Below are 23,874 nucleotides of genomic sequence, written 5' to 3' on the forward strand. Positions count from 1 at the left end.
GCATATTAATGGTGCTGGTAAACCGATAATTGTATTTTCCCGTTATGAATGACAATGCCTTCTGCGCGAAGGCACTGTATCTGCATAGCGTATTTATCGCTGCCTTCAGGAAAAGATGAACGCCCCTGGGCATTAATGACTCTATGCCAGGGCAATAACGTATTTGCCGGTAAATTTTTCAGTACCGTCCCGACATAACGAGCATATCCTGGATAGCCACAACGCTTAGCAATTTGTCCGTATGTCATCACTTTTCCGAAAGGTATATCGGCAACGGTTTGCCATATCATGGTATCAAGTTCGTTCATTGTCCTGAGTATAGACGTTGATTGATTTATTTTGTCGATAAACAAGGGACTTTTTTGTGTTATTCAGCCAAGCGATAAGGCTAAAAAATGTGATAAATTTCACATTAGCTAGAACGCTACTTTATCAACTCAAGACAAGGATGACTTTAGTGAAAACATTCACAGCCTTACTCTGTTTATTTTTCTTATCAACAGCCAATGCTTACACCCTATCTTCCGGCCCAATACAGAAATGGGGAGATCCCACGCTCGGCACGGGGGCAACGATCAGTTACAGCTTTATGATGGGTGGAGAACAATGCGATACATCTACTTGCTCTGCGTTAGATAGCTTTATGCCATTGGGGTTTCAGCAAGAAATCAAAAAAGCATTTAATACCTGGAGCAGTGTCGCCAACCTCAATTTTATTGAAGTTGCAGACGATGGCGCTAACTTTAATACATTAACCACCTCAGGCGATATTCGCATTGGTGGTGAAACGATTGATGGGCCGAGCGGCGTATTAGCTCATGCATTTTATCCCGATACCCATTGGTATTTTTCTGCTGGAGGTGACCTGCATTTTGATACATCAGAAACATGGAGTATTGATAATCTGGTTGATGGCATCAGCATCTTCTGGGTAGCCTTACACGAAATTGGCCACTCCCTGGGCTTGGGTCATTCAAACGAATCTAACGCTATCATGGGGCCTTATTACAACCCTGTTCTGACAGGTCTTCAAGCTGATGATATCGCTGGTATTCAATATCTCTATGGTGCCAATATTTCAGCCGTCCCAGTTCCGGCAGCATTCTGGTTATTAAGTTCAGCCTTGGTAGGCTTGTGTGGATTAAGAAGAAAAACATCTTCTAAAAATTAATATGAATCAGCCTCTCACTCTATGTGAGTGAGAGGCTCAACATCTTTATTTGCCAATACCACAGTATCTCGAACGGCCATCAAGCTAAGCTCTGCTTTGAATTATTCAAGTATTTCTCAAACTCATCTGCTGGCATCGGTTTATTAAAATAAAATCCCTGAAGTTGCGGGCATTGATATTTTCTTAAAAACTCAAGTTGCTCAATGGTTTCAACGCCTTCTGCAATCACATTAAGCCCTAATCTATCAGCCATGTTAATGATCGCCTCCGTGATGGCACTATTGCTCTGATTTTCCGGCAGTCCATGGATAAATGATCGATCAATCTTGACGCTATCGACAGGGAAAATTTCTAAGCTACTGAATGATGAATAGCCGACACCTAGATCATCAATAGCCAATCCGACTCCAAGCTCTTTCAAGGCTCTGAGAACTTTATTGGCTTTTACAGCATCCTCCACCACTACACGTTCAGTAATTTCAATCACTAAAAACTGTGCAGGCATTTCTGTTTCAGAGAGAATCCTTAGAATATCTTCCAATAAATGTTCATCATTAAATTGTTTTGGCGATAAGTTAACGGCTATGGGTAATAATGTATTACCATTTTCCTGCCATTGCATATTTTGGCGGCATGCGGTTTCAAGCACCCATTTACCGATAGGAATAATCAGCCCGGTATCTTCTGCAATACTGATAAAGTCAGCAGGTTCTACCAAGCCTAAATTAGGATGATGCCAGCGGATGAGTGCCTCCATACCTATAATTTCAATGCTCTGTGAATCCAGCTTGGCCTGGTAAAACATCTCGAACTCATGGTTATGTAGGGCGTTCTTTAAGTCGGCTTCCAATGCCCTGCGCTCAAAAGATTGCTTGTGAAGCTCTGCTGAATAACGCTGAATTCCATTTTTACCTGACTCTTTTGCAGCATACATAGCGGCATCGGCATGTTTAGTCAGCTCATCTTCATTATCACCATGCTCCGGATAACAGCTGATACCAATACTTGCGGTGATGTGAATGACTTGGTCCTTAAGCATAAATGGGTCAGCAATAGCATTCAGAATTCGGCCAGCAACCACATCTACATGTTTATGTTCTTCCTCACCAGATACTTCGGGTAGTAGAACAATAAATTCATCACCACCAATACGACTGGCTACGTCACTGTCACGAATACTCAAGTTTAATCGTTCAGCCACTTGTCTGAGTAATTCATCGCCAGCATCATGACCCAAATTATCATTCACCGCCTTGAAGCCATCTAAATCCATGAATAACAGCGAGAACTGACGATCATAGCGCTTAGCTTCATTAATCTGATGTTGTACCATTTTGCAGAACATCGCACGATTGGGAAGTTGAGTAAGCTCGTCATGCAAAGCCATAAACTCAATCTGGCGCGTGCGTTCGTCCAGCGCCTCTTCCATAGCTTTAAAAGCACGTTTAATGGCGATGCTAAACAATATGATAGTGAGCAAAATAATAAGCAGTGCCCCGACGACATTGATCCACAGCTCGTTTATTGCACTTTTATAAAGGCGAGTGATGTTCTCAACCGACACTAGTACGCCGGATATCTGCCCAGTAATATCTTCAAACGGGCTTACACCGATACCATATTTCTCCTCTTTATCAGTAATGAAATTATTTGCTGTAGAGATAAATCCAGCATCTAGGTCGACTTTGGGCAAAAGAGTCTCCATCAGCGATGAATCAGTTGAATAAATCAGCTGGTAATGACTAAACGCCTGACCTTGGATATCAGCCTCACTGAAAGTAATAAAGTCATCCACTAATAAAATGGCAAGATCATTACCCGTGGCCTCTTTTAATTCGTGAAAGATATGGTCGATTTCTTCGGCTAACTCAATATAACCTATGAATTCCTGTGACTCTCCTAGATAAACCGGCTGAACACAACGGAGAGAATAAAAATTCATGCCCATTTCAATGCCACAGGCAAGTTTCTGTGTTCTGGCAGATTTAAGATAGGTAGTGCGAGATAAACGGTCACCAAACTGGTCGGGCTTGTGAGCTCTCAAAATAACATCGCCATTGGGACCGATAAAATAGGCGTGGGTGATTTTTGTTTGATTTTTTAAGCGCTCAAAATCATCTTCAAATTCAGTATAGATCGCATCGCGCTGCCCTGATTGCATTTTTTCGAGTAATGTTTGATTACCGGAAAGTGCAGTAATTGCTCTGGCCAGACCTACCGCATCTGCTTCAAGAAATTGCCTAAACAGTTTAACTGTCGTTTTGTGCGTATCGGATACTTCAGTATTGACGTGTTCTATATGGTGTTTAAAAAAAATCAGACTGCTAGCAATACCAACAGAGATCATCAGAGTAAACAAAAATAATTCCAAACGTGTTCTTGTGGTTAATGCTTTGACCCGTCTGCTTAATTTAAATGGCCTTACAAACATCGTTGTTTACTCCATCAACAAACAAATTAGTTTCCTTGAACTGATTTGTATAATCACATGTTTATATTAGCGCTTTGCTTCATTTGAGTAGTAAATTAATTGTGCAGTGATGTGAGTGTGAAAGTAGTACTGTCGTTATAAAAAGCTTCGTCATTATTCGCCTGGAACCACTGTCTGGAGCCGATTAGAAATAAAAAAAGGGGCGAACCCTCGCCCCTTTTTGCTGATTGAAAATGACGACCACAATGTCAGCGAAGGAAACGCCGACGATGAATCATTGAAATTATAAAAAAGGCCAGCCTGAATCAGGCTGACCTTCCTCGATTATTGACAACTGACTTGATAGCCATCTTTGACGCGCTTAAAGCTGTAAGTGTTGTCATTACCTTTCTGTTCATAGTTCAACTCGTCATTAACTAATTCCAGATTCTCATAATGAATTTGCTTACCAATCTGATCAGAAGAATTTCCATTCATATCCTGAAAAGCCGCAATGACCGTATGTAACTCTTTGCCCTCCATCTTCCACTGACCTCGCTCTTTTTGCACCCAGGAAAGATTTTCACCGTCACAGACCAGAAACAATGCGGCGTAACTCTGATCCGCTTCACGTTTGACCAACCATTTCATAGTTTCACCGTCATGATCGGTTTCGGCATACCAGGTGCCAATTAAATCATCGAATCTTACTTCCGCAACAGCCATGCTTGATATAGATAGACCAGCCAGTACTGCCAACATTGTTTTTAATTTCATGGGGAATCACCCTCCTTAGATGTCTACATAGATATAGGAGGATTCATTACTTCATCAATATTCATAACACCCGCCTAACTCGTTCGATAACACTAATCTTGCTGGTAAGACAGAACAAGATGTCCTAGTGATAATTGTGACTGACTCCTAATGCGGTGATGTAGAGATATCGCAAAAGCCTCTGTTTTTGATATCAGCTTGCTGGGAAAACAGAAAAATTTTGCCGTTATTTAGGGAGGAGAAAACCGCCTTTAAGTCAGAGCAACGCGGTCAATCATTATGGGTTCAGCAATTCAGTCATATCGGATAAAAACAATATCGATTGCTTATGAATCAACGAGATAATGCGATCAAGCCAAAAGGAATACCGACCCAGAAAAGCAGAATAATGGCGAAACGTTCGAAGATAAATCATTTGGGGAAGGCTTTTCATATTAACACTAAATAAGCAGTTGTGAAGTGGCTTGCGGTTGATATGAATAGCATTGGGAAAATAATCGTTGCTCACTCTTTGCAGTAATGATTTCTTGCACCATAATCAACCTCAGGTCTCCAACTAACCAAAGAGGATCTCGAACCAATGATCAAACGTCCCGCCGAAGGTAAACGTCTGTTTATTCTGGACACCAATGTGTTAATGCATGACCCAACGGCTCTATTCCGTTTTGATGAGCATGATATCTATTTACCGATGGTGGTATTAGAAGAACTTGACCGCGGTAAAAAAGGCTTATCTGAAGTGTCCCGCAATGTCCGTCAAGTTAGTCGGTTCCTCGATGATTTATTGTTACAGGCTGAAGATAATGAAGCCATTAGCAAAGGCATACCTCTGCCCAGCGTGAATAGCGGTGATATGCCTAATGCTAGTGGTCGCTTGTTTTTCCAGACCACTCAAATGGAGCAGGAATTACCTAAAGAGTTGCCGAGTCATCAAGGTGACAATGCCATTTTAAGTGTGGCAATTGCATTACAGGCAGCGATTAAAGATCACACGATTATTCTCGTTTCAAAAGACATTAACTTACGCATCAAAGCCACCGTTTTAGGTATCTGTGCCGAAGACTATTACAACGATAAAGTCCTGGATGATGTCGATCTGCTTTATCGCGGTGCAAGCGAACTGAATGCGGACTTTTGGGATGACTTAAATCGTCTGGAATCGTGGACGGCTGATGGTCAGACCTTTTATGAAGTTGAAGGCGATGTGGTTAAAGACTGGTATCCCAATCAGCTCATTTACTCGCCCGGTGAAGATCACAATATTGAAGCGGTAGTGCGCTCGGTCACTGAAACCAGTGCTGATATCCAGCTTATCAACGATTACCGTAAAGATAATCATGCCATCTGGGGAATTACAGCGCGCAATCGCGAACAAAATTTCGCACTGAATTTATTAATGGATCCTGACGTTGATTTCGTCAGCTTACTGGGTCAGGCTGGTACCGGTAAAACGTTGCTGACATTGGCAGCAGCATTAACACAAACTGTCGAACATAAACGTTACAGTGAAATCATCATGACACGGGTTACCGTGCCTGTCGGTGAAGACATTGGTTTCTTACCGGGTACCGAAGAAGAAAAAATGACGCCTTGGATGGGCGCATTAATGGATAACCTTGAGGTATTAAATAAAACAGAAGGTGGTGAATGGGGTCGTCAGGCGACCAACGATCTATTACAGCGCTGGATCAAAATCCGTTCATTAAACTTTATGCGCGGGCGCACCTTCCTGAACCGCTTTTTAATTATTGATGAAGCGCAAAACTTAACCTCAAAACAGATGAAGACCTTGATTACCCGCGCAGGCCCAGGCACTAAAATTGTCTGCCTAGGTAACATCGCTCAAATTGACACGCCGTACTTGAGTGAGACGACTTCAGGTCTGACTTATGTGGTTGATCACTTTAAATATTGGCAGCACAGTGGTCACATTACGCTGCTTCGCGGTGAGCGTTCAAGACTGGCTGATTATGCCTCTGAAAACCTTTAATGCTGGCAACTTAATCGGAACATGATATAAAGAATCCTATATTCAAGCCGATTAAGTGGCATTAGGTTTTCAAGGATAACGGTAGAGAGTGATGCAACATTCAGGTTCAGACAGACGTGAATTTTTTCGAATCAATGACTCGGTAGTAATTGAGTTCAAACCAGTAGAAAAAACACACGTTGGTGAAGTCGCAAAACGTATTTCACAATCATCAGATAATGATGGTGATTCTGAACGGGCACAGTTACGCACAATGCAAAACGTGTTTTCACATTTACTGGACCAAATCAGCCAGCATGATCGTGAAATGGCACGTGCCTTACGATTATTAGATGACAAAGTAAATCTGATAGCGCAGCGAATCGAACGTCATAACAATCCGATCAATCCTGACAAACTGACAGACGTTAACTTAAGTGGGGGTGGCGTTGCTTTATTAGTGGCCAACCCTATTCCACCAAGAGATTATGTTGAACTTTTTATGCAGTTAGTGCCATCAGCCAGCACCATTCATACTCTGGCGACGGTGATTGGCTGTGACAAAATCGAACAAGCACCGGCTGAAACACCTTATTTATTACGTATGGCCTTCACTCATATGGATGAAATGGATCGCAATGTCCTTATTCGCCACACCTTAAAACGTCAGGCCGAACGTTTACGCGAAGGTGAGCTCACAGGCGCTATGACCCTTATCGAGTCTTGATATAGCTGTAATACAGCAACGGAATGACCAATAAGGTTAATAAGGTCGACACCAGAATTCCGAATAACAAGGCAATAGCCAAGCCATTAAATATGGGGTCATCGAGAATAAATACCGCCCCTACCACCGCAGCCAGCGCAGTCAGAATAATGGGCTTGGCACGGGTTGCAGCAGCGGCAATCACTGCCTTCTCAGCCGTCATGCCTTCAGCCATCGCATGACGAATAAAGTCGACTAACAAAATAGAGTTACGCACGATAATCCCCGCCATCGCAATCATGCCAATCATCGATGTTGCTGTAAAAGGTGCGCCTAATAAAGCATGCCCAGGCATGACGCCAATCACGGTCAGCGGAATCGGCACCATAATAATCAACGGTAATAAATAAGATCGAAACTGCGCCACAATCAGCAGATAAATCAGAATAATGCCCACGGCATAAGCTAAGCCCATATCACGGAACGTCTCATAGGTAATTTGCCATTCCCCATCCCATTTCAGTGAATCTTGTAGCGCCAGACTTGGCACTGAAACCAAATATTGCTGAATCGGCATATTCTCTAATTGCTGATACACCGAAAACATTCCATATAATGGACTATCGACCTTGCCAGCCATATCCGCTGTGACGTAAGTCACGGCTTGTAAGTCCTTGTGGTAAAGCGTTTGCTGATGTTCACCATCCACCACATTGACGACGTCAGATAAACGAATCAGCTCACCTTGTTGATTGATGAGCTTCATATTCAATACGGCATCAAGATTCGCTTTATCCTCGATTGACCATTGCAACCGTAATGGTATGGCATATTTCACATTATCATCGTGCAGATACCCCACATCCTCGCCAGTCAGCGCTAACTGAATCGCTTCAACAATCTGTTGCTGACTCAGGCCAAATAAGCTCGCTTTATTTCTATCCACATTAATGATCTGTCTGTCGGCTTTCGCCTCAATGCTGCTATCAATATCGACAATGCCATCGGTTTGCTCAAACACCTTAACAAGTTGTGATGCCTGATTTTGTCGCTGTTGTTCATTCAAGCCATACAACTCCGCCACAATGGGTGATAACACAGGTGGCCCCGCCGGCACTTCAACGACCTTGATACGCGCATCCCATTTCTTAGCAATCGCTGTCAGTGGTTCTCTTAGCTTTAGTGCTAAGGCATGGCTATGTTCATCACGCTGATGTTTATCTCTGAGGTTGATTTGAATATCTGCCTGATGCCAGGCCTTACGCAAATAATACTGACGCACCAGACCATTAAAATTAATCGGCGAAGCTGTGCCGACATAGGCCTGATAATCGGTCACATCGGCAACGGTCGTCAGATAATCTGTCAACGCACGGGTGACTGCTGCTGTTTTTTCTAATGGCGAGCCTTCAGGCATATCAATCACAATCTGCACTTCAGACTTATTATCAAACGGCAGCATTTTCAGAATAACCAGTTTCATTGCTGCCAGACCTACAGACACAATGACCAGCAAAATAAGTCCGCCCCACAGTAATTTTCGGCGGCGGGCTGCATTTTCATGTAATAGAAAGGGGCTCAAAATACGCTGAAAAACGGCGTTATATTGGGACTCGGCGACTTGCTCATGATTGGCGGAACGAGAATGTGAAAGCATCTTCAACACCATCCATGGTGTCACGATATAGGCCACCATTAATGACAACAGCATGCCCATACTGGCATTAATCGGAATCGGGCTCATATACGGGCCCATCAAACCGCTGACAAAGGCCATGGGTAATAAGGCTGCGATCACGGCTAAAGTCGCCAATATTGTTGGCTGCCCCACCTCATCAACAGCGATGGGAATCGCTTGTTTTAAGGTTAATTTTCCTTGTTGAATATGACGATGAATATTCTCCACCACCACAATCGCATCATCCACCAAAATGCCAATAGAAAAAATTAAGGCGAATAACGACACCCGATTTAAAGTAAAACCCCATGCCCACGAGGCAAATAACATCAGTAATAAGGTAATCACCACCGCTACGCCAACGATAATGGCCTCTCGCCAGCCCAGTGCAAATAACACCAATAAAACCACAGCCACCGTGACAAAAATAAGTTTATGGATCAGCGTATCGGCTTTTTGATCCGCCGTTTCACCATAATTACGCGTGACGGTCACCTGCACATCATCCGCAATCATCACGCCTTTTAATGCTGTTACCTGCTGCAGAACGGCATCGGCAATATCGGCGGCATTGGTTCCGGGCTGTTTGGCAATGGCGATGGTGACGGCATCATATTCACCCTGAGCTTTAATCTGTTTGTCTGCAGCGGCAGGTCCGGTGCCAAACCACACATACTGACGGGGTTGTTCTGGACCAAGAGCAATATCAGCCACATCCGTCAAATACACCGGTTGGTCATTAAATACACCGACAATTAATGACTTCAGCGTGTCAGCGGAAACAATAAACTGACCCGCTTGAACGCTTGTCATTTGATTATTCTGTACTGTCGTCCCAGCTTCAGCAGATTGGTTAGCGGCTGACAATGCCTGACTCAAACGGTGACTATCAATGTGATAAGCCGCCATTGCCTCTGGATCTAAGGTGATATTCACTACGGTATCAGCGCCGCCAACAGTATAAATATCCCGTGTTCCATCAACCCGCTTCAGTTCCACTTCCAAGGACTGCGCCAACTGTTTTAACTGATTTGAATTCTGCTGGCCCTGACGCCATAACGTCAGCGTCAGAATAGGCACATCATCAATGCCTTTGGGTTTAATAATAGGTTGTGACACACCTAAGTTTTTAGGCAGCCAATCCAGATTGGAATATATTTTATTGTACAAACGTACAATCGCATCGGTACGATTCTCACCGACTTCAAACTGGGCAGTGATGATAGCCAACTCTGGCTTCGATACTGAGTACACATGTTTCAGACCAGAAATTTCACTGACCACCTGCTCCGCTGGTGTTGCTATCAAACTCTCCACTTCCTTGGCTGACGCACCAGGGTAAGCAATGAAAATATCTGCCATGGTGACATCAATCTGAGGCTCTTCTTCACGCGGCGTCACCATCAATGCAAACAACCCCAGCAATAAAGCCAGCAATGCCATCAACGGCGTCAGTGCATTGTCCTGAAATAACGCGGCAATACGGCCGGATATTCCCAGTGTTGGCTTAATATCAGTCATGTTGTTGCTGCAAATACAATAAAGCCATATCTGGCTGAGTAATCACTTGTTCTCCGGCATCGATACCGGATAAGACTTCAACCCAGTCATCATCGTATTCCGTCCCAACTCTGAGTTGTCGGAATACAACCCGTTGCTGCGCTAGCACATAAACCCCATCCACTTCAGCCCGTTTTACCAGCGCCTGTTTTGGAATCACCAGTGCCGGCTGTTCACTGCCATAAGCGGTGACTTTTGTCGTCATGCCAGGGAAAATATCATTGAGATTTTGTGGTAAATCCAAACGGATATGAAAACTGTGAGTCTGCGTATCTGCAGCTGGAATTAAGGTTTTATCAAGCTGTGTTAAGTGTTCGCCTGTAGGTAAAAGCACATCCAGCTTTGCCGCCATCACTTCAGTTAACTGTTTCTGTGGCACGGTAAACACCACGCGTAAATCATCCAGTGATAAACCAGACATCAATGCCTGTCCAGGTGTTGCCATCTCGCCAACTTCAATCCAGCGCTTGGTCATCACACCCGCATAAGGTGCTCGCACTTCGGTATAGGACAGCTCAACTTTAGCCTGCTCGACTTCCGCTTGCCGCGCTTTTATTTGGGCATTTAATACATTGACCCGAGCTGCCGTCGCCGCTTTATCCGCTTCCGCTTTATCTAAAGCGGAACGGGTCACTTGTTTACGTTGGTACAAATCATTAATACGTTTGGCTTCAGCAGCGGCTTCAGTATATCTGGCCTGAACTTCTTTTAACTGCGCCTGTTCGGCCAGCAGATTCGCTTCTGCCTGCCATAGACGGGTTTTAATTTCTTCATCATTAAACCGTAAAATCAGCGCACCTTTTTCCACCCGGTCATTTACGTCATAAAAGATCTCAGCCACTTGCGCTGAAACGCGAGAAGAGACAGTCGCCTGATTAACGGCTTCAATACTGCCATCAAAAGTCCATTGCTGAGCGTAGTTTTTGAACACCGCCTCGGCGTGGGGTGGCGCTTCCGCCTGAACAGTAAAGCTCACAGGAAAAAGCAGTATGAAAATGACGATCCATCTAGTAAATGAATGTTCCATGGTAATCTCAATATCAATATTAGCATTTGCTAATTTACATTTATCATCGCTGATTGTCTATACTGAGTTTTTGTTCAAGCTGGAAATAATCTGTTCATGAAGTATCCCACTTTATATAGCTTTCGCCGTTGTCCTTACGCCATGAGGGCCCGGCTTACACTAGCCGCCAGCGGAATAAAAACCGAACTTCGTGAAGTGGTATTAAAAGATAAACCCGCGGAATTAGTGGCTGTTTCACCCAAAGCGACCGTACCTGTTTTACAAACTGAAACTGGCAGAGTGATTGATGAAAGTATTGATATCATGCGTTGGGCACTGGATAAACGCGATCCATTAAACTGGTATCAAACGCTCGATCGGCGTCAACAAATCCAATGCGATGAACTGATTGCCAATAATGATGGTGACTTTAAGTACTACCTTGATCGCTATAAATATGCAGACCGTTACCCAGAACATCCAGAAAGCTATTACCGTGAGCAAGGTGAAAAAACCTTACAAAATCTGGAATCGTTATTAATAGAAAATGGTTGCCTGCTGAGTGAAAAATGGACGATGGCAGATATCGCGCTGCTGCCTTTCGTTCGTCAGTTTGCTTTAGTTGATAAAGACTGGTTTAACACAGCACCTTATCCTCTCGTCAGAGACTGGTTAAATCACTTCCTACAAAGTGAGTTGTTTGCCAGTGTGATGACAAAATACGATCAATGGCATGCCAATCAGCCACAAATACTGTTTCCATAATGTCGGGACATAGCATATAGAGTCAGCTTCATGCCTGGCTCTATATAGCGCAGATAAAGCATATTGAATCACAGAAACGTCGCATTCACCCCCTCGAAATGTCACCTCAGATAAACGCCTTATTTAACAAAGTGTTTATCCATCTTCGAATCAATGACAACAACAAACAAAGTATTGATTAAACTAAAAAAATCCGTTAAATATTCATTCACACACAAACACTGACTAAACTTGATTCAGTCTTTTTATCGCACAAAAAGGACGTTCTAACGCAACACCCAACTGACATTAATTATCTTTAGAGTTTTTTGAGGGGGAATCTCTAATGCATACAAGGAATTTGGTAGGTTTTGTTGTTCTCAGTTCATCTCTATTATTAAGCGCATGTGGCGATGGTCAGAAAAGCCAGATTGATGAAGCTTTAGCCGCTAAGTTCGATACCAATCTGTGTTTTAAAGAACTCAAACAGTTCCCTTATGTAGCACGACCTAAGCCACGCGATTGGCTCCAACCAATGGTAGATGATGGCCTTCTGGATATGGAGGAACGGAAATCAAAAACGAATTCGGGCTCAGAATACATCTACACCATGACCGAAAAAGCATTGAAATACTCCACTAATGAAGGTCATTTCTGTTATGGCACGCAACGCTATGAAGATGTTGAAGGTTTGCCTGATACCGACGATGGCTTCAAACCAGGCATGCAAATTCCAGTAAAAGTGATTGTTAACCGTGAAATTACCGCGGATTGGGCCGAAGCCGATGTGCTTAAAAACAAAGTCCAAACGGGAGAATTCATTTTGCCTGCGGTGTTGATATTCAAACAAGACGGCTCTATCAGCGTTTTTAAATAATCCATCAGACTCGTTATAGGTAGCTAGCTCATGAGTGAATTTATCGATAAGTTGATGAGTAAAGATCGCCCCCTCTGGCAACGTCTTTTGCTGTGGCTTGTGATCATTTTTCTTTTATTCAACACCGTTGGCGTCGCCCTCTTTTTTGTGTTTGAAATATTCGGCAGATATTTCGGCAAACTCTTTGTGTTAATACTGGCAGGCGTCACGCTCGCCATTCCAATCTGGCGCTGGCACTTAAAGAACGTTCTGCAAACCTGGGGCAATCCATCCGTATCCGTCTTTACCCGCCGAGAAGATCCAGCAACTGGTGGCTATCTGTTTGATGTTCAGCCTGCCAGAGCGACACGCACGCCAGCCATTTTTCTATTTGCTGTGGGTGTGTTTTTCCTGTTCAGCTTTATTCTGATTTCATCCGTATGGTTTTATATTCTGTCGCTTATCTTTATCGGCGTCGGCTGTAGCTTTGTTTTACCCGGAGCACGTTACCGAAAACCAGCACGGGTATCCGTTTCCAAACAAAGTATCGAAGGTAATGACTTTAGCCTGCCACTAGCCTCTATCGCTGAAATTAAGGTCGTTCATAACGGCTTGGTTGTAGCAGAAGATCCTATTATGCCTGGACCCAATGGCGTCCCCGTTTCTTCGATGTTAGGCCGACACTGGGGACATCGACAGGCAGAACGCGATTATTGTGTGGAAATAATAGCCGAGGGTAACAGTGAGCCTTATGTTCTTGCAGGCGGTCTGACTTTAGATTGCGCTACAGCATTGGTTGAGGACATGAATAAAGCCATACATGAAGTTAGCCAAAACTTATCCGTATAAGGGAGATAGTCATGCTAAAACTTAACATGCTCGTTTTTTTCATCACAGCATTGGTAATCCCTATCGCTCAGGCTAAAGCCCCCTGTCACAATAGCTCCGAATCGAGTTCAAATACCCTGATTCTTGGCTGGGCCCAAGAACAACATGGTCATAATGTCTATCAACCGATACAAATTTTTTATGGTGATTTTACTGGCGATGGCATGGATGACGCGCTCGCCTGGATTCTCTACCCCAGCGGCGGTAATAGTGACTTCCTTGATGTTGCCTTATTTCGTTATGAAAACGGTCAGCTCAGCTATTATCGGAGTGTTGATAATGTGTTTGGTGGTAATCCACGTAATGTCGTGATAACACCAGGACAGATTACACTCACCACCACCATGCATAAACCGGATGAACCACGTTGCTGTCCGACAGGTGAACGGCAATGGGTGATTAATACAGAAAAAGAGTAGGCTTTATTCATAACAATAAAAAAGTGGCTTACCCATAAGAATAAGCCACTAAACGCTCTAACGAGCTAGGGAAAGAAATAGAAACCCCTTATTTTGCTTCTACCTCAGGTGACACATCTGAATCCAGGCCCCAATGGACTTTATCCAGACCAATCGCCTGTTCTTCATCGGTAATACGCATACCTATCGTTCTTTCCAGAATAAATGACAGGATAAACGCGGTCACAATACCGGTACCCAAACACACAACAATTCCGACGACTTGCATCAGCACACCAATTTCACCGTGTTGGAAAGCATAGGCACCTTCAGTGATGCCGACATAACCACCACGTGGCGTACCGATATGCAGTAAGCCAGTCATAATTAGACCGTAGGAACCGACACCAGCAAATAATGGCAATAATTTATGCTCATCGATCTCCCGTTTTTGCAGGAATTCATAGATAACATAAGCCACCAGAGGTGAACCAAAAGCTACCAGGAACATCTGCCACGGAATATAGACATCAAAACCCGATGCGCCCGACACATAACCGGCAAATGGGCCTAACAGTAAATAACTGTATTTACGTTTTGAGTAAGCCAGGATAGCGCCCATCAATGTCCCACCAGCCCAGGCTGCCGCGTAGTTGTTAAACGCTAAACCAACACTGGTATCCGCCATAGTGACACTGACCGCATGAGCGCCCGGATCAAAGAAAAACAGGCAAGACAGGATAACCATCGGCAAGCTGCCAAACACACTAAATACACCCACCGTCACTAAAGCGAGACTGGGAACACGATACTCTTCTACTTTTGAATGCGCAGAGAACATACCGGGTCTGGCACCTAGTTTATTCACAAATACCATGGCCATACCGGCAGGGAAAAGATACACAAAGCCCACACCAAAGAAGTCATGAAATCCCATATTGGTGAGTGGGCCGACAGAGCCCCATGTCCACCAGCTCAATACAGAAGACACTAAAGTCGCGACACATGACGTAATGTAATACGCCGATGACTTCATTCTTTCAGACACCGCGAAGTGTAATAAGACATTGATAATCCCAGCAAAACACGCCAGGAAAAAAATAAAGATCTGGAAGTTATTCAGGCCCGGAAAAACTGCCGGATCCACATTTTGAGCAAGCTCATTAGCTAAAATGCCACCTGCCCACCAATCCTTAATACTATCGGTTAATGTGTAATCGACCATCACATAGTACTGGGCAGCCCAGAATGCAAAGCCGATTACAAAATAGGTGGTAAAGCCGATAAAAAAACCGACTAATTTTTCTATAGTTGCATTAAATGCATTACGCCTCCTAACACCGCCTGCATCAATTAAGAGCAGTCCTATTACGACAAAAATTGCCCCAACGGTGCCAGAGGCGTAAACAAGGTTTTGCACAAGAGATGCCAGCGACACCTGCTCTGCAAACTGTGTAGTTATATCAAACGACATGGTTTTCAGTCCTCATAGTAAATGTGCCTGTTAATTCAGTCACATACAGAGGAATCTATTCCCTGCCTTTTTATCCGTCTATTCTTCCTAGAAATTAACACTTAAGTGGTACATGCCTATAAATACGTGGTTTTTAGCTGTTTTGACCGCTAGATGACAACATTAATCAGCCCGTCCAGATACTCACTGATCTCATCTAGTCTATGTAATGGCTTAGACTTAAGGCCGTTACTCCGTAGCCATACACGCTAAATAATATTGCGTTGAAAAAAACCTGTATTTCTTCAAATGCTTGTTGCTTTACTATCTTAAAGCCAGTGTTTATCGCTTATTCACAGGACCTGTACTTCTTTTTGATTAAGCCTTCTTAATAATTGTTGCCGTGCAGTCATGTCGATTTAATAGCTTGTGTGTTTTTACACAAAACTATTTGGAGACAAGATATGAAATATATTCAACAAGCTGTAAAAGACCCACAACCATCAATGGGTGTTGACGGTGTCAACGCCACATTTGGGGATACAGTGATTTCAGACAGCAAAGATAAAACTATTTGTGCTGGCTTCTTTCATTTAAATAAAAGTGATAAACCACTGGTTTATACCTACGATTACGAAGAAATGAAGTATGTGGCTGAAGGTGAATTTATTATCAGCGACGAATCAGGCAAACAAGTCCACGCCAAAGTGGGTGACGTATTGTATTTTGGCAATGGCGAAACCATTACCTTTACCACACCGACCAGAGGTGTTGGTTTCTTTGTGGGTCAACGCAAACCACTCTAAACCAAAGCGTTTTAAAAGGCTCAAGAATCGGTAGGCTTATCGCCTACCGATTTTTTTATCTATTCTGATGACGCCAGACAGCCGCCTCAAGTCGACTCGTTAAATTGAGTTTGCGTAGGATATTTTTAATATGCACTTTCACGGTGGTGTCGCTTATCCCCAGCTTTCTGGCAATATTTTTATTGTTCATCCCCTCAGCCAGACAATCCAGAATTTCTGTTTCTCTGTCAGTCAGACTCACATCTGATGCGGTCGTTCTGGTATCCGGCTCGATCAGCGCTTTTTTGAGTACTTCTGTCAGGCTATCCTGTAATACCGTCACACCTAAAGCTGCCTTCACCAGATTGGAACGTAAATCTTCCGGCTCCATGTCCTTGAGCAGATAACCATCAGCCCCCGATTTTAAGGCTTCCAGTAAATCTTCTTCAGCATCTGACACAGTGAGCACCACATAACGTGATTTCAAATCCATTTGTTTCAGCCTTCTCAGTGTTTCCAGGCCATCAATGCCCTTCATATTTAAGTCCAGTAACACTAAGTCCGGGTTTAACTGTTGAGCCAGTTCAATACCCTCCAGCCCGGATGCCGCCTCACCCACCACCTCGAAGTTAGGTTCATCGGAAATAATCTGACCTACTCCCTTTCTGAATAAGGGGTGATCATCGATAATTAATATTCTTATTATAGTGTTCATTTCTCTCTCTTAATTTTATGACGAGTTATTCGGTCAGTTTGGGTACAAACTTCAGGCGTACCCGTGTCCCTCCGTAACGTCTGGCCATGACATCAATGTCTCCACCTAAAGTCTTAGCTCGTTCTTTCATGATTGCCTGCCCGTGATGATCATAGGTGGAAGATAGTTTGCTCATCCCCACCCCATCGTCATCGATGGTTAACTCTAATTCCCCCTTGTTATTCACTAACATCAAAATTGACACATGCTTGGCGCCAGAATGGCGGACAATATTCGATAAGGCTTCGCGCACAACATGCAGAATATGAAACTCTTCATTGACCGTTAGCCGGCAATTCACCAAGCGATTATCTAAAGTAATAGCGAGACTGGAACGCTGTGAAAATTCATCAATGGTCGCCTGAATGGCATACCCCAGTCCGCGTAAGTCCATGTGAACCCGGAACGTGGTTAACAACTCTCTTAGCTCACGATAAGCATTATCTAAGCCTTCCCTGAGTTCGGTGGTCACTTCTCGCTGCTTATCATCAATCACATTGGATTGCAGTCTGGCCATCTGTATTTTCATAAATGACAATGACTGAGCCAGTGAATCATGCAACTCACGGGCGATCGCCGCACGCTCTTCGAGGATCGCCAGACGTCGCCCTTCTTCATCATGACTCTGAAACTTGGTGACCATACTGAGTAATTTCGCCGTGATTTCCAGCACTTTAATTTCAGCATCTTCAAGAAAGCGACCTTTTTGCATTTCTACCACCAGCACACCGACCTCATTGCGACTCCCCGTAAAACTGAGTCCCAAGCACTCTACTTCTTCTGATTCGGCATTAAGCGACAGAAACGAGGCCGTGCCCGACATAATCAGTTCATCAAATACTTTGTCTGATATCGGGTTAGGTTCGTGATGTGAATAAATCACTTGTTCGGTAGAAATGACTGCGGCATCGTCAGTATAAATAAGAGCGGTGTTGGTAAAGCCCATGGTTCGCTCCAGTGAATACAGCATCTTAAGTAATGTTTTTTCACTCAATACATCTTCAGATACGGTTTCAATAAAGCGTAATAAAAAACTTTGGGCACGGGTTAATACACGAATGTGCTCACTGGTTCGGTGTGCCCAGGCGACTTCCGTCTCAAAGCTTTCCATTTTGGCGGATAACTCTGAAACCCGATGCTCCAGCAAAGCAAACTCATCATCCACATCCAGTTCACTGTTTTCACTATTTTTGGCGTAGATAAAGGCCAGAAGTCTATCCAGCCTTTCAACCAAGACCTTTCTGGTACTCAGCACCAACAGCAAAATACAGCTCAGCACAAACACCAGACTGACCGATTCCAGCAGCGTTAATACGGCTCGTTTAATTTCGATATCTTTATGCAGGGCCTGTTCAAGGTTTTTATAGGCAGAAGCTAAACGGTCAGCGCCGCGTAACTGCACCGCCGCGCGGAGGTTTAATGTTGCCAATTGAGAAAAGTTGGCTTGTTCTGACTCTATCAGCCTGACCGCTTCGGCGATGTCATCATTCTTCTGACGTAACATCCACACCACAGCAGGATCTTGGGTATCGAGAAAATGGGACTGCATATTATGGAACAATCGTTGTGACTGCTGACTGTCCTTCAAATCAATATGAACTAATTGATTTTCCCAGTAATATTTCTGTTCATTGACCTTGGCTAGAGCTATTTGCACAGAAGGCATATAATCCAAAAGGAAGAAAATCCCAGCCTGCATCAATGAGATAGTCGCAGCAATACATATCAGCAAAACCACCCACTTTGTATAAAGTGTGCGTCGGGAAAAAATGCAGAAAATTTCGCTAAGACGCTGTTTTAATTTCATCATGCTGCAAACTTTTCATCAAAAGCTGGGCAATAAAATAAGGATATAAACATGAATATCATCTTGTTCAGCCTGATCATGTTGAGCAGCATTTTTGTACTGGTATTAGGGTACTGGTGGGATAGCACCGCCCCATTTAAAGTACATATATCAACACTCGCTGCTGTGCTTGCCATGTTTTTATCCGCTACCTTAGCCATGACGCTTTACCCTCGGTTAAAACGTCGCCCTCAAACCCAACACTCGCCCATCGCCTTTGATGATGCTATCTGGGGCCAGGATCTCTCCAGCAAACTTTCCACACCTGCTGCCGTCATTGATGGTTATAACATTAAATTCGCCAACAATGCCTTTCTAAAAGAGCTGGGGATGAACGGCATGCGCGATATGATTATCGACTTGCCACTGACTAATTTGATCCACCCCAGCTCTCACCAACAAATGACGGACTTTATCAGCCGTCAGCATAATCAACGTTCCAACGAAACCATGATGTTACGAATGCTGTATGTGGACGGCACCAGTATTCCAGCTCAGATATCGCTGTCTCCCCTTAACTCTTTACAGCAACATGGTCAGTTCTTGTTACAGTTCACTACCACAACCTCCTCTGAACCGACGTCATCCAAGCTGGATACCGATCACACTTATCACTACTTGATCGATCGTCTTGAACAAATCGTGTTTCAAATGAACGTTGATCAAAAAATCATTTTTCTTAATCCCGCCTGGGAACGCATGCTCGACTACACGCCGCAAGAATGCATGCAAAAAACCTTATTCGAATTCATTCACCCGGAAGATCTGCCACTGGCCGAAGCCCGGATAAATGCCCTGACCGAAGGTAAACGTCACCACAGTCAGTTTGAGTTACGTCTTATTGCTAAAAATGGCCGCTCTCAATGGTTTGAAATGCGTGCCACCACTACCTCACGTCTAAAAAGTGAACGCAGCAGCGTGATAGGCACTCTGACCGATATCAGTCGTATCAAACAAACGTCTGCTGACCTTAAAGCCAGTGCCCGACTCGCTAACGATATGATCATGCCGAATGTGCCTTGCATGTTATATCGCTGTAAAAATGATCGTAACTGGACATTTGATTATGTCAGTGAAGGCTGCCTGGAAGTGACCGAATACCAGCCTTATGAAATTACCAACTCCCTCCATTTCAATTATATGCAGCTGATTTATCCTGCTGATCAGCAACGTGTCTGGGAATATGTCCAACAACAAGTTAATCAACAGCGCAGCTTTCAAATCATTTACCGCATCCAGACGCGTAGCAATAAAATCAAATGGGTCATGGAACGGGGTAAAGGCGTCTTTTCAGGAACAGATGAGTTATTAACTCTGGAAGGCATCATCATTGATATCAGTAGTGAAAATTATCAAGCAATGATGGATGGGCTGGAACAGATGACTTCAGAGCAATAACAGAGAGTCATCCTTGACCCTCTGCTGCCGCTTATGAAACGCTTAAAACGATCGTGATATATAGCCGATAAACTGATTATCGCCACGGTTATCACCATCTACACCTGTCCACCAGTCTTTATCCGCATCAGTATCGGTGTAGTTAATCCCCACCGTCCAACCTTCTGACTGACCGATGGTCAGGTCTTTACTCAAACCAATCATATAGTCGGTGTAATTGAAATCACTGTAGTTTTTCACATCCAGGTGACCTACATGCAAATTCAGATTCACTTCCCACGGTAATTGGTAGGCGAAGTTCAACTCGATATATTCAGTGCCTTTGGTATCACCATTAGCATAACCATCAATACCGGCTGATTTGTTATTCACACCACCCCAGTCGGTTAATGTCCGACTGTATTTTGCAGTAAACCATTTCCAGGTCGCTGCAAGGTAGGCTTCGGTGGTATCAATATTTTCACCGTTATACTTTTTGTGATCAGGGTAATAAAACTGCAGCAACCCGACATCAATCCCAATATCGTCTGTTAATTGGTGGTAATAACCACCATAAAAATCCACTTCCAGACTGTTACCGGAGTTGTCATCCTCTTCTAACGTCGAGCCCCATATTCCCGCATAGAGCCCATTATCATGAGCATAGTCAAAACCACCTTGTAATGCAGGTCTTTCATCACTGTAAGTAATGCCACGAAATACATATTGGCTAAAAATTCCGACGTTGGAACTAAAACTATGTGGTGATGTTTCTTCTGCCAGGGTGTTAGTTGCTGAGAACGTTGATGCTGCCGCCATTGCCACCATCAAAACTGTTTTTTTCATCTTCCCTTCCTTTAACTAAATGATTACCCCTAATCTAGTGTTATTCCGGATGTGTTCCTTTTTCCAAAAAGGCGCCATCATCCAATGGTTCTAGCCAATCCAGTACCGGTTGTTTAAAGCTATTCAAGCCTTTGTATTCCGCCAGATCCGGATGCAGGCTGCGTAATACGCGGTTTAAACGTTTCGCCCAACGTGGGTAAGTCGCCAAGTCTGCCAGACTCACCATATAAGTACGGATGCTGAAGGCAATCGCATTACTGCGTGGCAGTCTGAACAAGGCTTGCAGTTCTACCCGTAAAAAGACTTTTTCACCGGCATTTTCTTTGGTGGCCGACACGTTATCCGTGCCCCAGACATCATAGGTTTCTGATGACGTATCGAGTCGTGGGTTAACACACATACGCCAGTTAGTCCGACGAACCGGGCTACCGTATTGCAGGTGTAAAAGGTATTTTAGGGCACGATCAAAAATCCCCATTTCAGGTGCATGAGGCACCGGTGCGTGCCATTCTTTAAATGACATGCCGGCATCAAATGCGACCGACCAATCCGCCTGTCCGGTCACCATACCGAGGTCGGCATAGAGATCATTATCACGTTGATCCATGATGACCCAGTCACCCTGAACCTGACGCATTACGTATTCGAACGGCTCCATCGGTAAAGTAGACACGTCACCAAATACAAAGCGATCTTCAATACCCAGTGGTTTATTGACCCAATGCCAGTTATCATCATCAATGGTTAACTGAAACTCAGACGGATAACTTTCAGAAAGTGATGTCATCACTAATTCCAGCGTATCCCATTGAGCATCCATCATATGAGGCAAAGCAACGCAGCGAGTATGATCTTCACTCAGAACAATGGCTCGCTCTTTACACTCCGCTACATAGTGTTCATCAACATCAATAGGATGCTCAAATACAGAACCGGGCTCACCCGAGGTGTGCTGCTCAATGTTAACGCTGTACATATACTCGTCTTCTTCAAACGGGTAAGGAAAACGTCTTACTGATTCAGGCGAGTTTCTAAACGTGAAATCACCACGAAATGTTTCTTCATTAAATGCCATATTCATCGTTTATTCCTCACAAATTGATGACCATGCGTGTACAGTTGGCACGCGAGACACAAGGTAAAATTTTCTTAGCAGCGACACGCTCAGCGTCGGACAGGTATTCATCGTGATGAACTAAGTCACCGTCACATTCGACGACTTCCACCTCACAACGACCACAGGCACCGCCACGGCACATATAAGGCGCATCGATACCCGCTTCCTCCAGCGCTTCCAGCATGCTGAGGTCACTAGGCACAACGACCTCGGTATTGGATTGCAATAAGCTGACAGTGAATGGCGCACCACTAGCTGGTGCCAAGAACTTCTCACTATGTACAGACGTTTCTGGCCAGCCCAGCTCGGAAGCGATCAGTTCCAAACCGTTTACCATTGGATCCGGACCGCACACATACACATGTGAACCCAAAGGCTGTTTGCTCAATAATTCAGTGATATTGAGTCGGCCGGTTTCATTTTCAGGATAGAAAAATGCTTTATCACCGCATAAGGCTTCAATTTCTTTGCGGAAAGCCGCATGTTCAGCACTGCGATAAGCATAATGTAATTCGTAGTCATGACCGAGACGATTTAAATCGGTAATCTGTGACAAGAAAGGCGTAATACCAATACCACCGGCCACCAGAATGTGTTTTTTCGCCAGACGATGAATCGAGAATAAATTGGTAGGCATCGATATTTCTAATAAGGTGCCTGGTTCCACTTTCTCATGCATAAACACTGAACCACCACGTGATTTTTCCTGCTTACGCACCGCAATCTGGTAGGCACTGTTATCGTTGGTAGGGCCCATTAAGGAATAGGCATTACGATGGGTCCGGCCATCGATATCCATCGATACAACCACATGGCTGCCGCCAGAGAAATAAGGCAGTGGGCTGCCATCTTCGGCTACCATCGTAAAATGTTTGATTTGTTCAGCCACTTGCTCAACGGAAGTGACTTTGACTTTTAAAGCACTCATGGGTAAACCTCCTGTGCTGGTGGAATCTCGCCGGGTGTTTCACCATCGACCATAAAGCCCATATAGGCACCCCAATGACGGGAGAAATGATCACGAACGAATAAATTCAGGCCACAGTTCACACATTGATGAATGTTGTGGTGAACGTCCTCATTAATCGTTTCGCAATGCACGCAGAACACGCGTCTAGCTAAAGACCCTGTCTGTTCTTTAAAAATATTCCGGTCATCGACGCCATATTCAGTCAGCAACTTGGCGACTGGCCAAATCAGTTTTTCTTCACCAGCAACGTAGAACTGTGTGCCCATATAGCAATTGTCCAGCTCAGTCTTCATCGCCGCGGTTAAGGTTTCCTGTGAGTCGCAGACAGTAATTGACTCACCTGACATCTCTTCAACGATGCTCACATACTTGTTACTTGCTGCATCATCAGCCAGATAAAACACTGATAAAGGTTGTTTTGGCACCATTTGCTGGAATAACTTCAGCAAGGCTTTACCACCACCTTCACCGCCAACGATCACCACATGATGTGTCGCTTTTTTTTGCCAGACCAAGGTGCCGTAAATAGGTTTGGTTGTAATTGAGTAACCTTTTTCCATCAT

At 44.1% G+C, this 23,874-nt stretch carries 21 protein-coding genes; 9 read left to right on the top strand and 12 right to left on the bottom strand.

Translation table 11 applies throughout. From position 1 onward, the window contains the following. Nucleotides 1–5 precede the first annotated feature (5 nt). Entirely contained in the window at nt 6–248 is a 243-nt protein-coding gene (locus AC13DA_RS08665; RefSeq protein WP_237701234.1) for an MGMT family protein, read from the bottom strand. Between the two features lie 209 nt (nt 249–457). On the opposite strand from AC13DA_RS08665, the gene AC13DA_RS08670 reads away from it, so the two are divergent. Next, a complete protein-coding gene (locus tag AC13DA_RS08670) occupies nt 458–1,171 on the top strand; it encodes a matrixin family metalloprotease (protein WP_284451035.1) in 714 nt (237 codons plus the stop codon). A gap of 79 nt (nt 1,172–1,250) precedes the next feature. Here AC13DA_RS08670 and AC13DA_RS08675 read toward each other — a convergent pair whose 3' ends face one another. Both AC13DA_RS08675 and AC13DA_RS08680 read right to left on the bottom strand, forming a co-directional pair. Continuing rightward, entirely contained in the window at nt 1,251–3,602 is a 2,352-nt protein-coding gene (locus AC13DA_RS08675) for a putative bifunctional diguanylate cyclase/phosphodiesterase (RefSeq protein WP_284451034.1), read from the bottom strand. 324 nt (nt 3,603–3,926) lie between these two features. Next, nucleotides 3,927–4,358, bottom strand: a complete 432-nt coding sequence (locus tag AC13DA_RS08680; protein ID WP_284451033.1) for a hypothetical protein — start codon at nt 4,356–4,358, stop codon at nt 3,927–3,929. Nucleotides 4,359–4,938: 580 nt separating this feature from the next. Here AC13DA_RS08680 and AC13DA_RS08685 point away from each other — a divergent pair. Then, complete coding sequence (locus AC13DA_RS08685; protein WP_007146710.1) at nt 4,939–6,348, top strand: PhoH family protein; 1,410 nt, start codon at nt 4,939–4,941, stop codon at nt 6,346–6,348. A gap of 91 nt (nt 6,349–6,439) precedes the next feature. Then, nucleotides 6,440–7,054 (top strand): PilZ domain-containing protein, encoded by a 615-nt coding sequence (locus tag AC13DA_RS08690; protein WP_284451102.1) that lies wholly within the window; start codon nt 6,440–6,442, stop codon nt 7,052–7,054. Here the strand turns inward: AC13DA_RS08690 and AC13DA_RS08695 are convergent. Next, nucleotides 7,041–10,232: an efflux RND transporter permease subunit gene (locus tag AC13DA_RS08695; RefSeq protein WP_284451032.1), complete on the bottom strand. Its 3,192-nt coding sequence runs from the start codon at nt 10,230–10,232 to the stop codon at nt 7,041–7,043. The genes AC13DA_RS08690 and AC13DA_RS08695 overlap by 14 nt on opposite strands. After that, on the bottom strand, nt 10,225–11,298 hold the full coding sequence (locus tag AC13DA_RS08700) for an efflux RND transporter periplasmic adaptor subunit (RefSeq protein WP_284451031.1): 1,074 nt from the start codon (nt 11,296–11,298) through the stop codon (nt 10,225–10,227). Before AC13DA_RS08700 ends, AC13DA_RS08695 begins: the two co-directional genes overlap by 8 nt. A gap of 96 nt (nt 11,299–11,394) precedes the next feature. Here AC13DA_RS08700 and AC13DA_RS08705 point away from each other — a divergent pair, with 96 nt between their 5' ends. The 4 genes from AC13DA_RS08705 (at nt 11,395) to AC13DA_RS08720 (ending at nt 14,184) form a co-directional block, all read left to right on the top strand. Next, entirely contained in the window at nt 11,395–12,042 is a 648-nt protein-coding gene (locus AC13DA_RS08705) for a glutathione S-transferase (protein ID WP_284451030.1), read from the top strand. A gap of 325 nt (nt 12,043–12,367) precedes the next feature. Further along, nucleotides 12,368–12,898 carry a hypothetical protein gene (locus AC13DA_RS08710; RefSeq protein ID WP_284451029.1) on the top strand — a complete coding sequence of 177 codons (531 nt, stop codon included), beginning with the start codon at nt 12,368–12,370 and terminating at the stop codon, nt 12,896–12,898. A gap of 30 nt (nt 12,899–12,928) precedes the next feature. Further along, entirely contained in the window at nt 12,929–13,726 is a 798-nt protein-coding gene (locus tag AC13DA_RS08715) for a hypothetical protein (protein WP_284451028.1), read from the top strand. Between the two features lie 11 nt (nt 13,727–13,737). Further along, a complete protein-coding gene (locus tag AC13DA_RS08720; RefSeq protein ID WP_284451027.1) occupies nt 13,738–14,184 on the top strand; it encodes a hypothetical protein in 447 nt (148 codons plus the stop codon). Nucleotides 14,185–14,272: 88 nt separating this feature from the next. On the opposite strand, the gene AC13DA_RS08725 is transcribed toward AC13DA_RS08720, so the two are convergent. Continuing rightward, the gene (locus tag AC13DA_RS08725; RefSeq protein WP_284451026.1) at nt 14,273–15,637 is read right to left on the bottom strand and encodes an ammonium transporter; all 1,365 of its coding nucleotides are present in this window, start codon (nt 15,635–15,637) and stop codon (nt 14,273–14,275) included. A 443-nt stretch (nt 15,638–16,080) separates the two neighbouring features. Between AC13DA_RS08725 and AC13DA_RS08730 the strand changes: the two genes are divergently transcribed. Next, complete coding sequence (locus AC13DA_RS08730; protein ID WP_007146720.1) at nt 16,081–16,422, top strand: cupin domain-containing protein; 342 nt, start codon at nt 16,081–16,083, stop codon at nt 16,420–16,422. A 55-nt stretch (nt 16,423–16,477) separates the two neighbouring features. Here the strand turns inward: AC13DA_RS08730 and narL are convergent, their stop codons facing one another. Beyond that, nucleotides 16,478–17,116, bottom strand: coding sequence for a two-component system response regulator NarL (gene narL / locus AC13DA_RS08735; protein ID WP_007146721.1), 639 nt, complete (start codon nt 17,114–17,116; stop codon nt 16,478–16,480). A gap of 25 nt (nt 17,117–17,141) precedes the next feature. Continuing rightward, nucleotides 17,142–18,965: a histidine kinase gene (locus tag AC13DA_RS08740; RefSeq protein WP_284451025.1), complete on the bottom strand. Its 1,824-nt coding sequence runs from the start codon at nt 18,963–18,965 to the stop codon at nt 17,142–17,144. A 48-nt stretch (nt 18,966–19,013) separates the two neighbouring features. Here AC13DA_RS08740 and AC13DA_RS08745 point away from each other — a divergent pair, with 48 nt between their 5' ends. Beyond that, nucleotides 19,014–20,399 carry a PAS domain-containing protein gene (locus AC13DA_RS08745; protein WP_284451024.1) on the top strand — a complete coding sequence of 462 codons (1,386 nt, stop codon included), beginning with the start codon at nt 19,014–19,016 and terminating at the stop codon, nt 20,397–20,399. Between the two features lie 42 nt (nt 20,400–20,441). On the opposite strand, the gene AC13DA_RS08750 is transcribed toward AC13DA_RS08745, so the two are convergent. From AC13DA_RS08750 to AC13DA_RS08765, 4 genes are read right to left on the bottom strand one after another with little or no spacing between them, the layout of a single operon-like run. Further along, nucleotides 20,442–21,224: a TorF family putative porin gene (locus tag AC13DA_RS08750; RefSeq protein WP_007146724.1), complete on the bottom strand. Its 783-nt coding sequence runs from the start codon at nt 21,222–21,224 to the stop codon at nt 20,442–20,444. Nucleotides 21,225–21,264: 40 nt separating this feature from the next. Beyond that, nucleotides 21,265–22,305: a heme-dependent oxidative N-demethylase family protein gene (locus AC13DA_RS08755; protein WP_284451023.1), complete on the bottom strand. Its 1,041-nt coding sequence runs from the start codon at nt 22,303–22,305 to the stop codon at nt 21,265–21,267. 10 nt (nt 22,306–22,315) lie between these two features. Continuing rightward, nucleotides 22,316–23,269, bottom strand: a complete 954-nt coding sequence (locus AC13DA_RS08760) for a PDR/VanB family oxidoreductase (RefSeq protein ID WP_007146726.1) — start codon at nt 23,267–23,269, stop codon at nt 22,316–22,318. Then, nucleotides 23,266–23,871, bottom strand: a complete 606-nt coding sequence (locus AC13DA_RS08765) for a dimethylamine monooxygenase subunit DmmA family protein (protein ID WP_284451022.1) — start codon at nt 23,869–23,871, stop codon at nt 23,266–23,268. The genes AC13DA_RS08760 and AC13DA_RS08765 overlap by 4 nt, the downstream gene beginning before the upstream one ends. Nucleotides 23,872–23,874: the final 3 nt, after the last annotated feature.

The organism is Methylophaga sp. F-2 (assembly GCF_056859315.1).

Bases quoted from the DNA above. Each gene is read 5' to 3' on its own strand.
- AC13DA_RS08690 (WP_284451102.1), top strand. From the start codon at position 6,440: ATGCAACATTCAGGTTCAGACAGACGTGAATTTTTTCGAATCAATGAC.
- AC13DA_RS08695 (WP_284451032.1), bottom strand. From the start codon at position 10,232: ATGACTGATATTAAGCCAACACTGGGAATATCCGGCCGTATTGCCGCG.
- AC13DA_RS08745 (WP_284451024.1), top strand. From the start codon at position 19,014: ATGAATATCATCTTGTTCAGCCTGATCATGTTGAGCAGCATTTTTGTA.
- AC13DA_RS08750 (WP_007146724.1), bottom strand. From the start codon at position 21,224: ATGAAAAAAACAGTTTTGATGGTGGCAATGGCGGCAGCATCAACGTTC.
- narL (WP_007146721.1), bottom strand. From the start codon at position 17,116: ATGAACACTATAATAAGAATATTAATTATCGATGATCACCCCTTATTC.
- AC13DA_RS08675 (WP_284451034.1), bottom strand. From the start codon at position 3,602: ATGTTTGTAAGGCCATTTAAATTAAGCAGACGGGTCAAAGCATTAACC.
- AC13DA_RS08715 (WP_284451028.1), top strand. From the start codon at position 12,929: ATGAGTGAATTTATCGATAAGTTGATGAGTAAAGATCGCCCCCTCTGG.
- AC13DA_RS08740 (WP_284451025.1), bottom strand. From the start codon at position 18,965: ATGATGAAATTAAAACAGCGTCTTAGCGAAATTTTCTGCATTTTTTCC.
- AC13DA_RS08680 (WP_284451033.1), bottom strand. From the start codon at position 4,358: ATGAAATTAAAAACAATGTTGGCAGTACTGGCTGGTCTATCTATATCA.
- AC13DA_RS08765 (WP_284451022.1), bottom strand. From the start codon at position 23,871: ATGGAAAAAGGTTACTCAATTACAACCAAACCTATTTACGGCACCTTG.
- AC13DA_RS08665 (WP_237701234.1), bottom strand. From the start codon at position 248: ATGACATACGGACAAATTGCTAAGCGTTGTGGCTATCCAGGATATGCT.
- AC13DA_RS08730 (WP_007146720.1), top strand. From the start codon at position 16,081: ATGAAATATATTCAACAAGCTGTAAAAGACCCACAACCATCAATGGGT.
- AC13DA_RS08725 (WP_284451026.1), bottom strand. From the start codon at position 15,637: ATGTCGTTTGATATAACTACACAGTTTGCAGAGCAGGTGTCGCTGGCA.
- AC13DA_RS08755 (WP_284451023.1), bottom strand. From the start codon at position 22,305: ATGAATATGGCATTTAATGAAGAAACATTTCGTGGTGATTTCACGTTT.
- AC13DA_RS08760 (WP_007146726.1), bottom strand. From the start codon at position 23,269: ATGAGTGCTTTAAAAGTCAAAGTCACTTCCGTTGAGCAAGTGGCTGAA.
- AC13DA_RS08705 (WP_284451030.1), top strand. From the start codon at position 11,395: ATGAAGTATCCCACTTTATATAGCTTTCGCCGTTGTCCTTACGCCATG.
- AC13DA_RS08700 (WP_284451031.1), bottom strand. From the start codon at position 11,298: ATGGAACATTCATTTACTAGATGGATCGTCATTTTCATACTGCTTTTT.
- AC13DA_RS08685 (WP_007146710.1), top strand. From the start codon at position 4,939: ATGATCAAACGTCCCGCCGAAGGTAAACGTCTGTTTATTCTGGACACC.
- AC13DA_RS08720 (WP_284451027.1), top strand. From the start codon at position 13,738: ATGCTAAAACTTAACATGCTCGTTTTTTTCATCACAGCATTGGTAATC.
- AC13DA_RS08710 (WP_284451029.1), top strand. From the start codon at position 12,368: ATGCATACAAGGAATTTGGTAGGTTTTGTTGTTCTCAGTTCATCTCTA.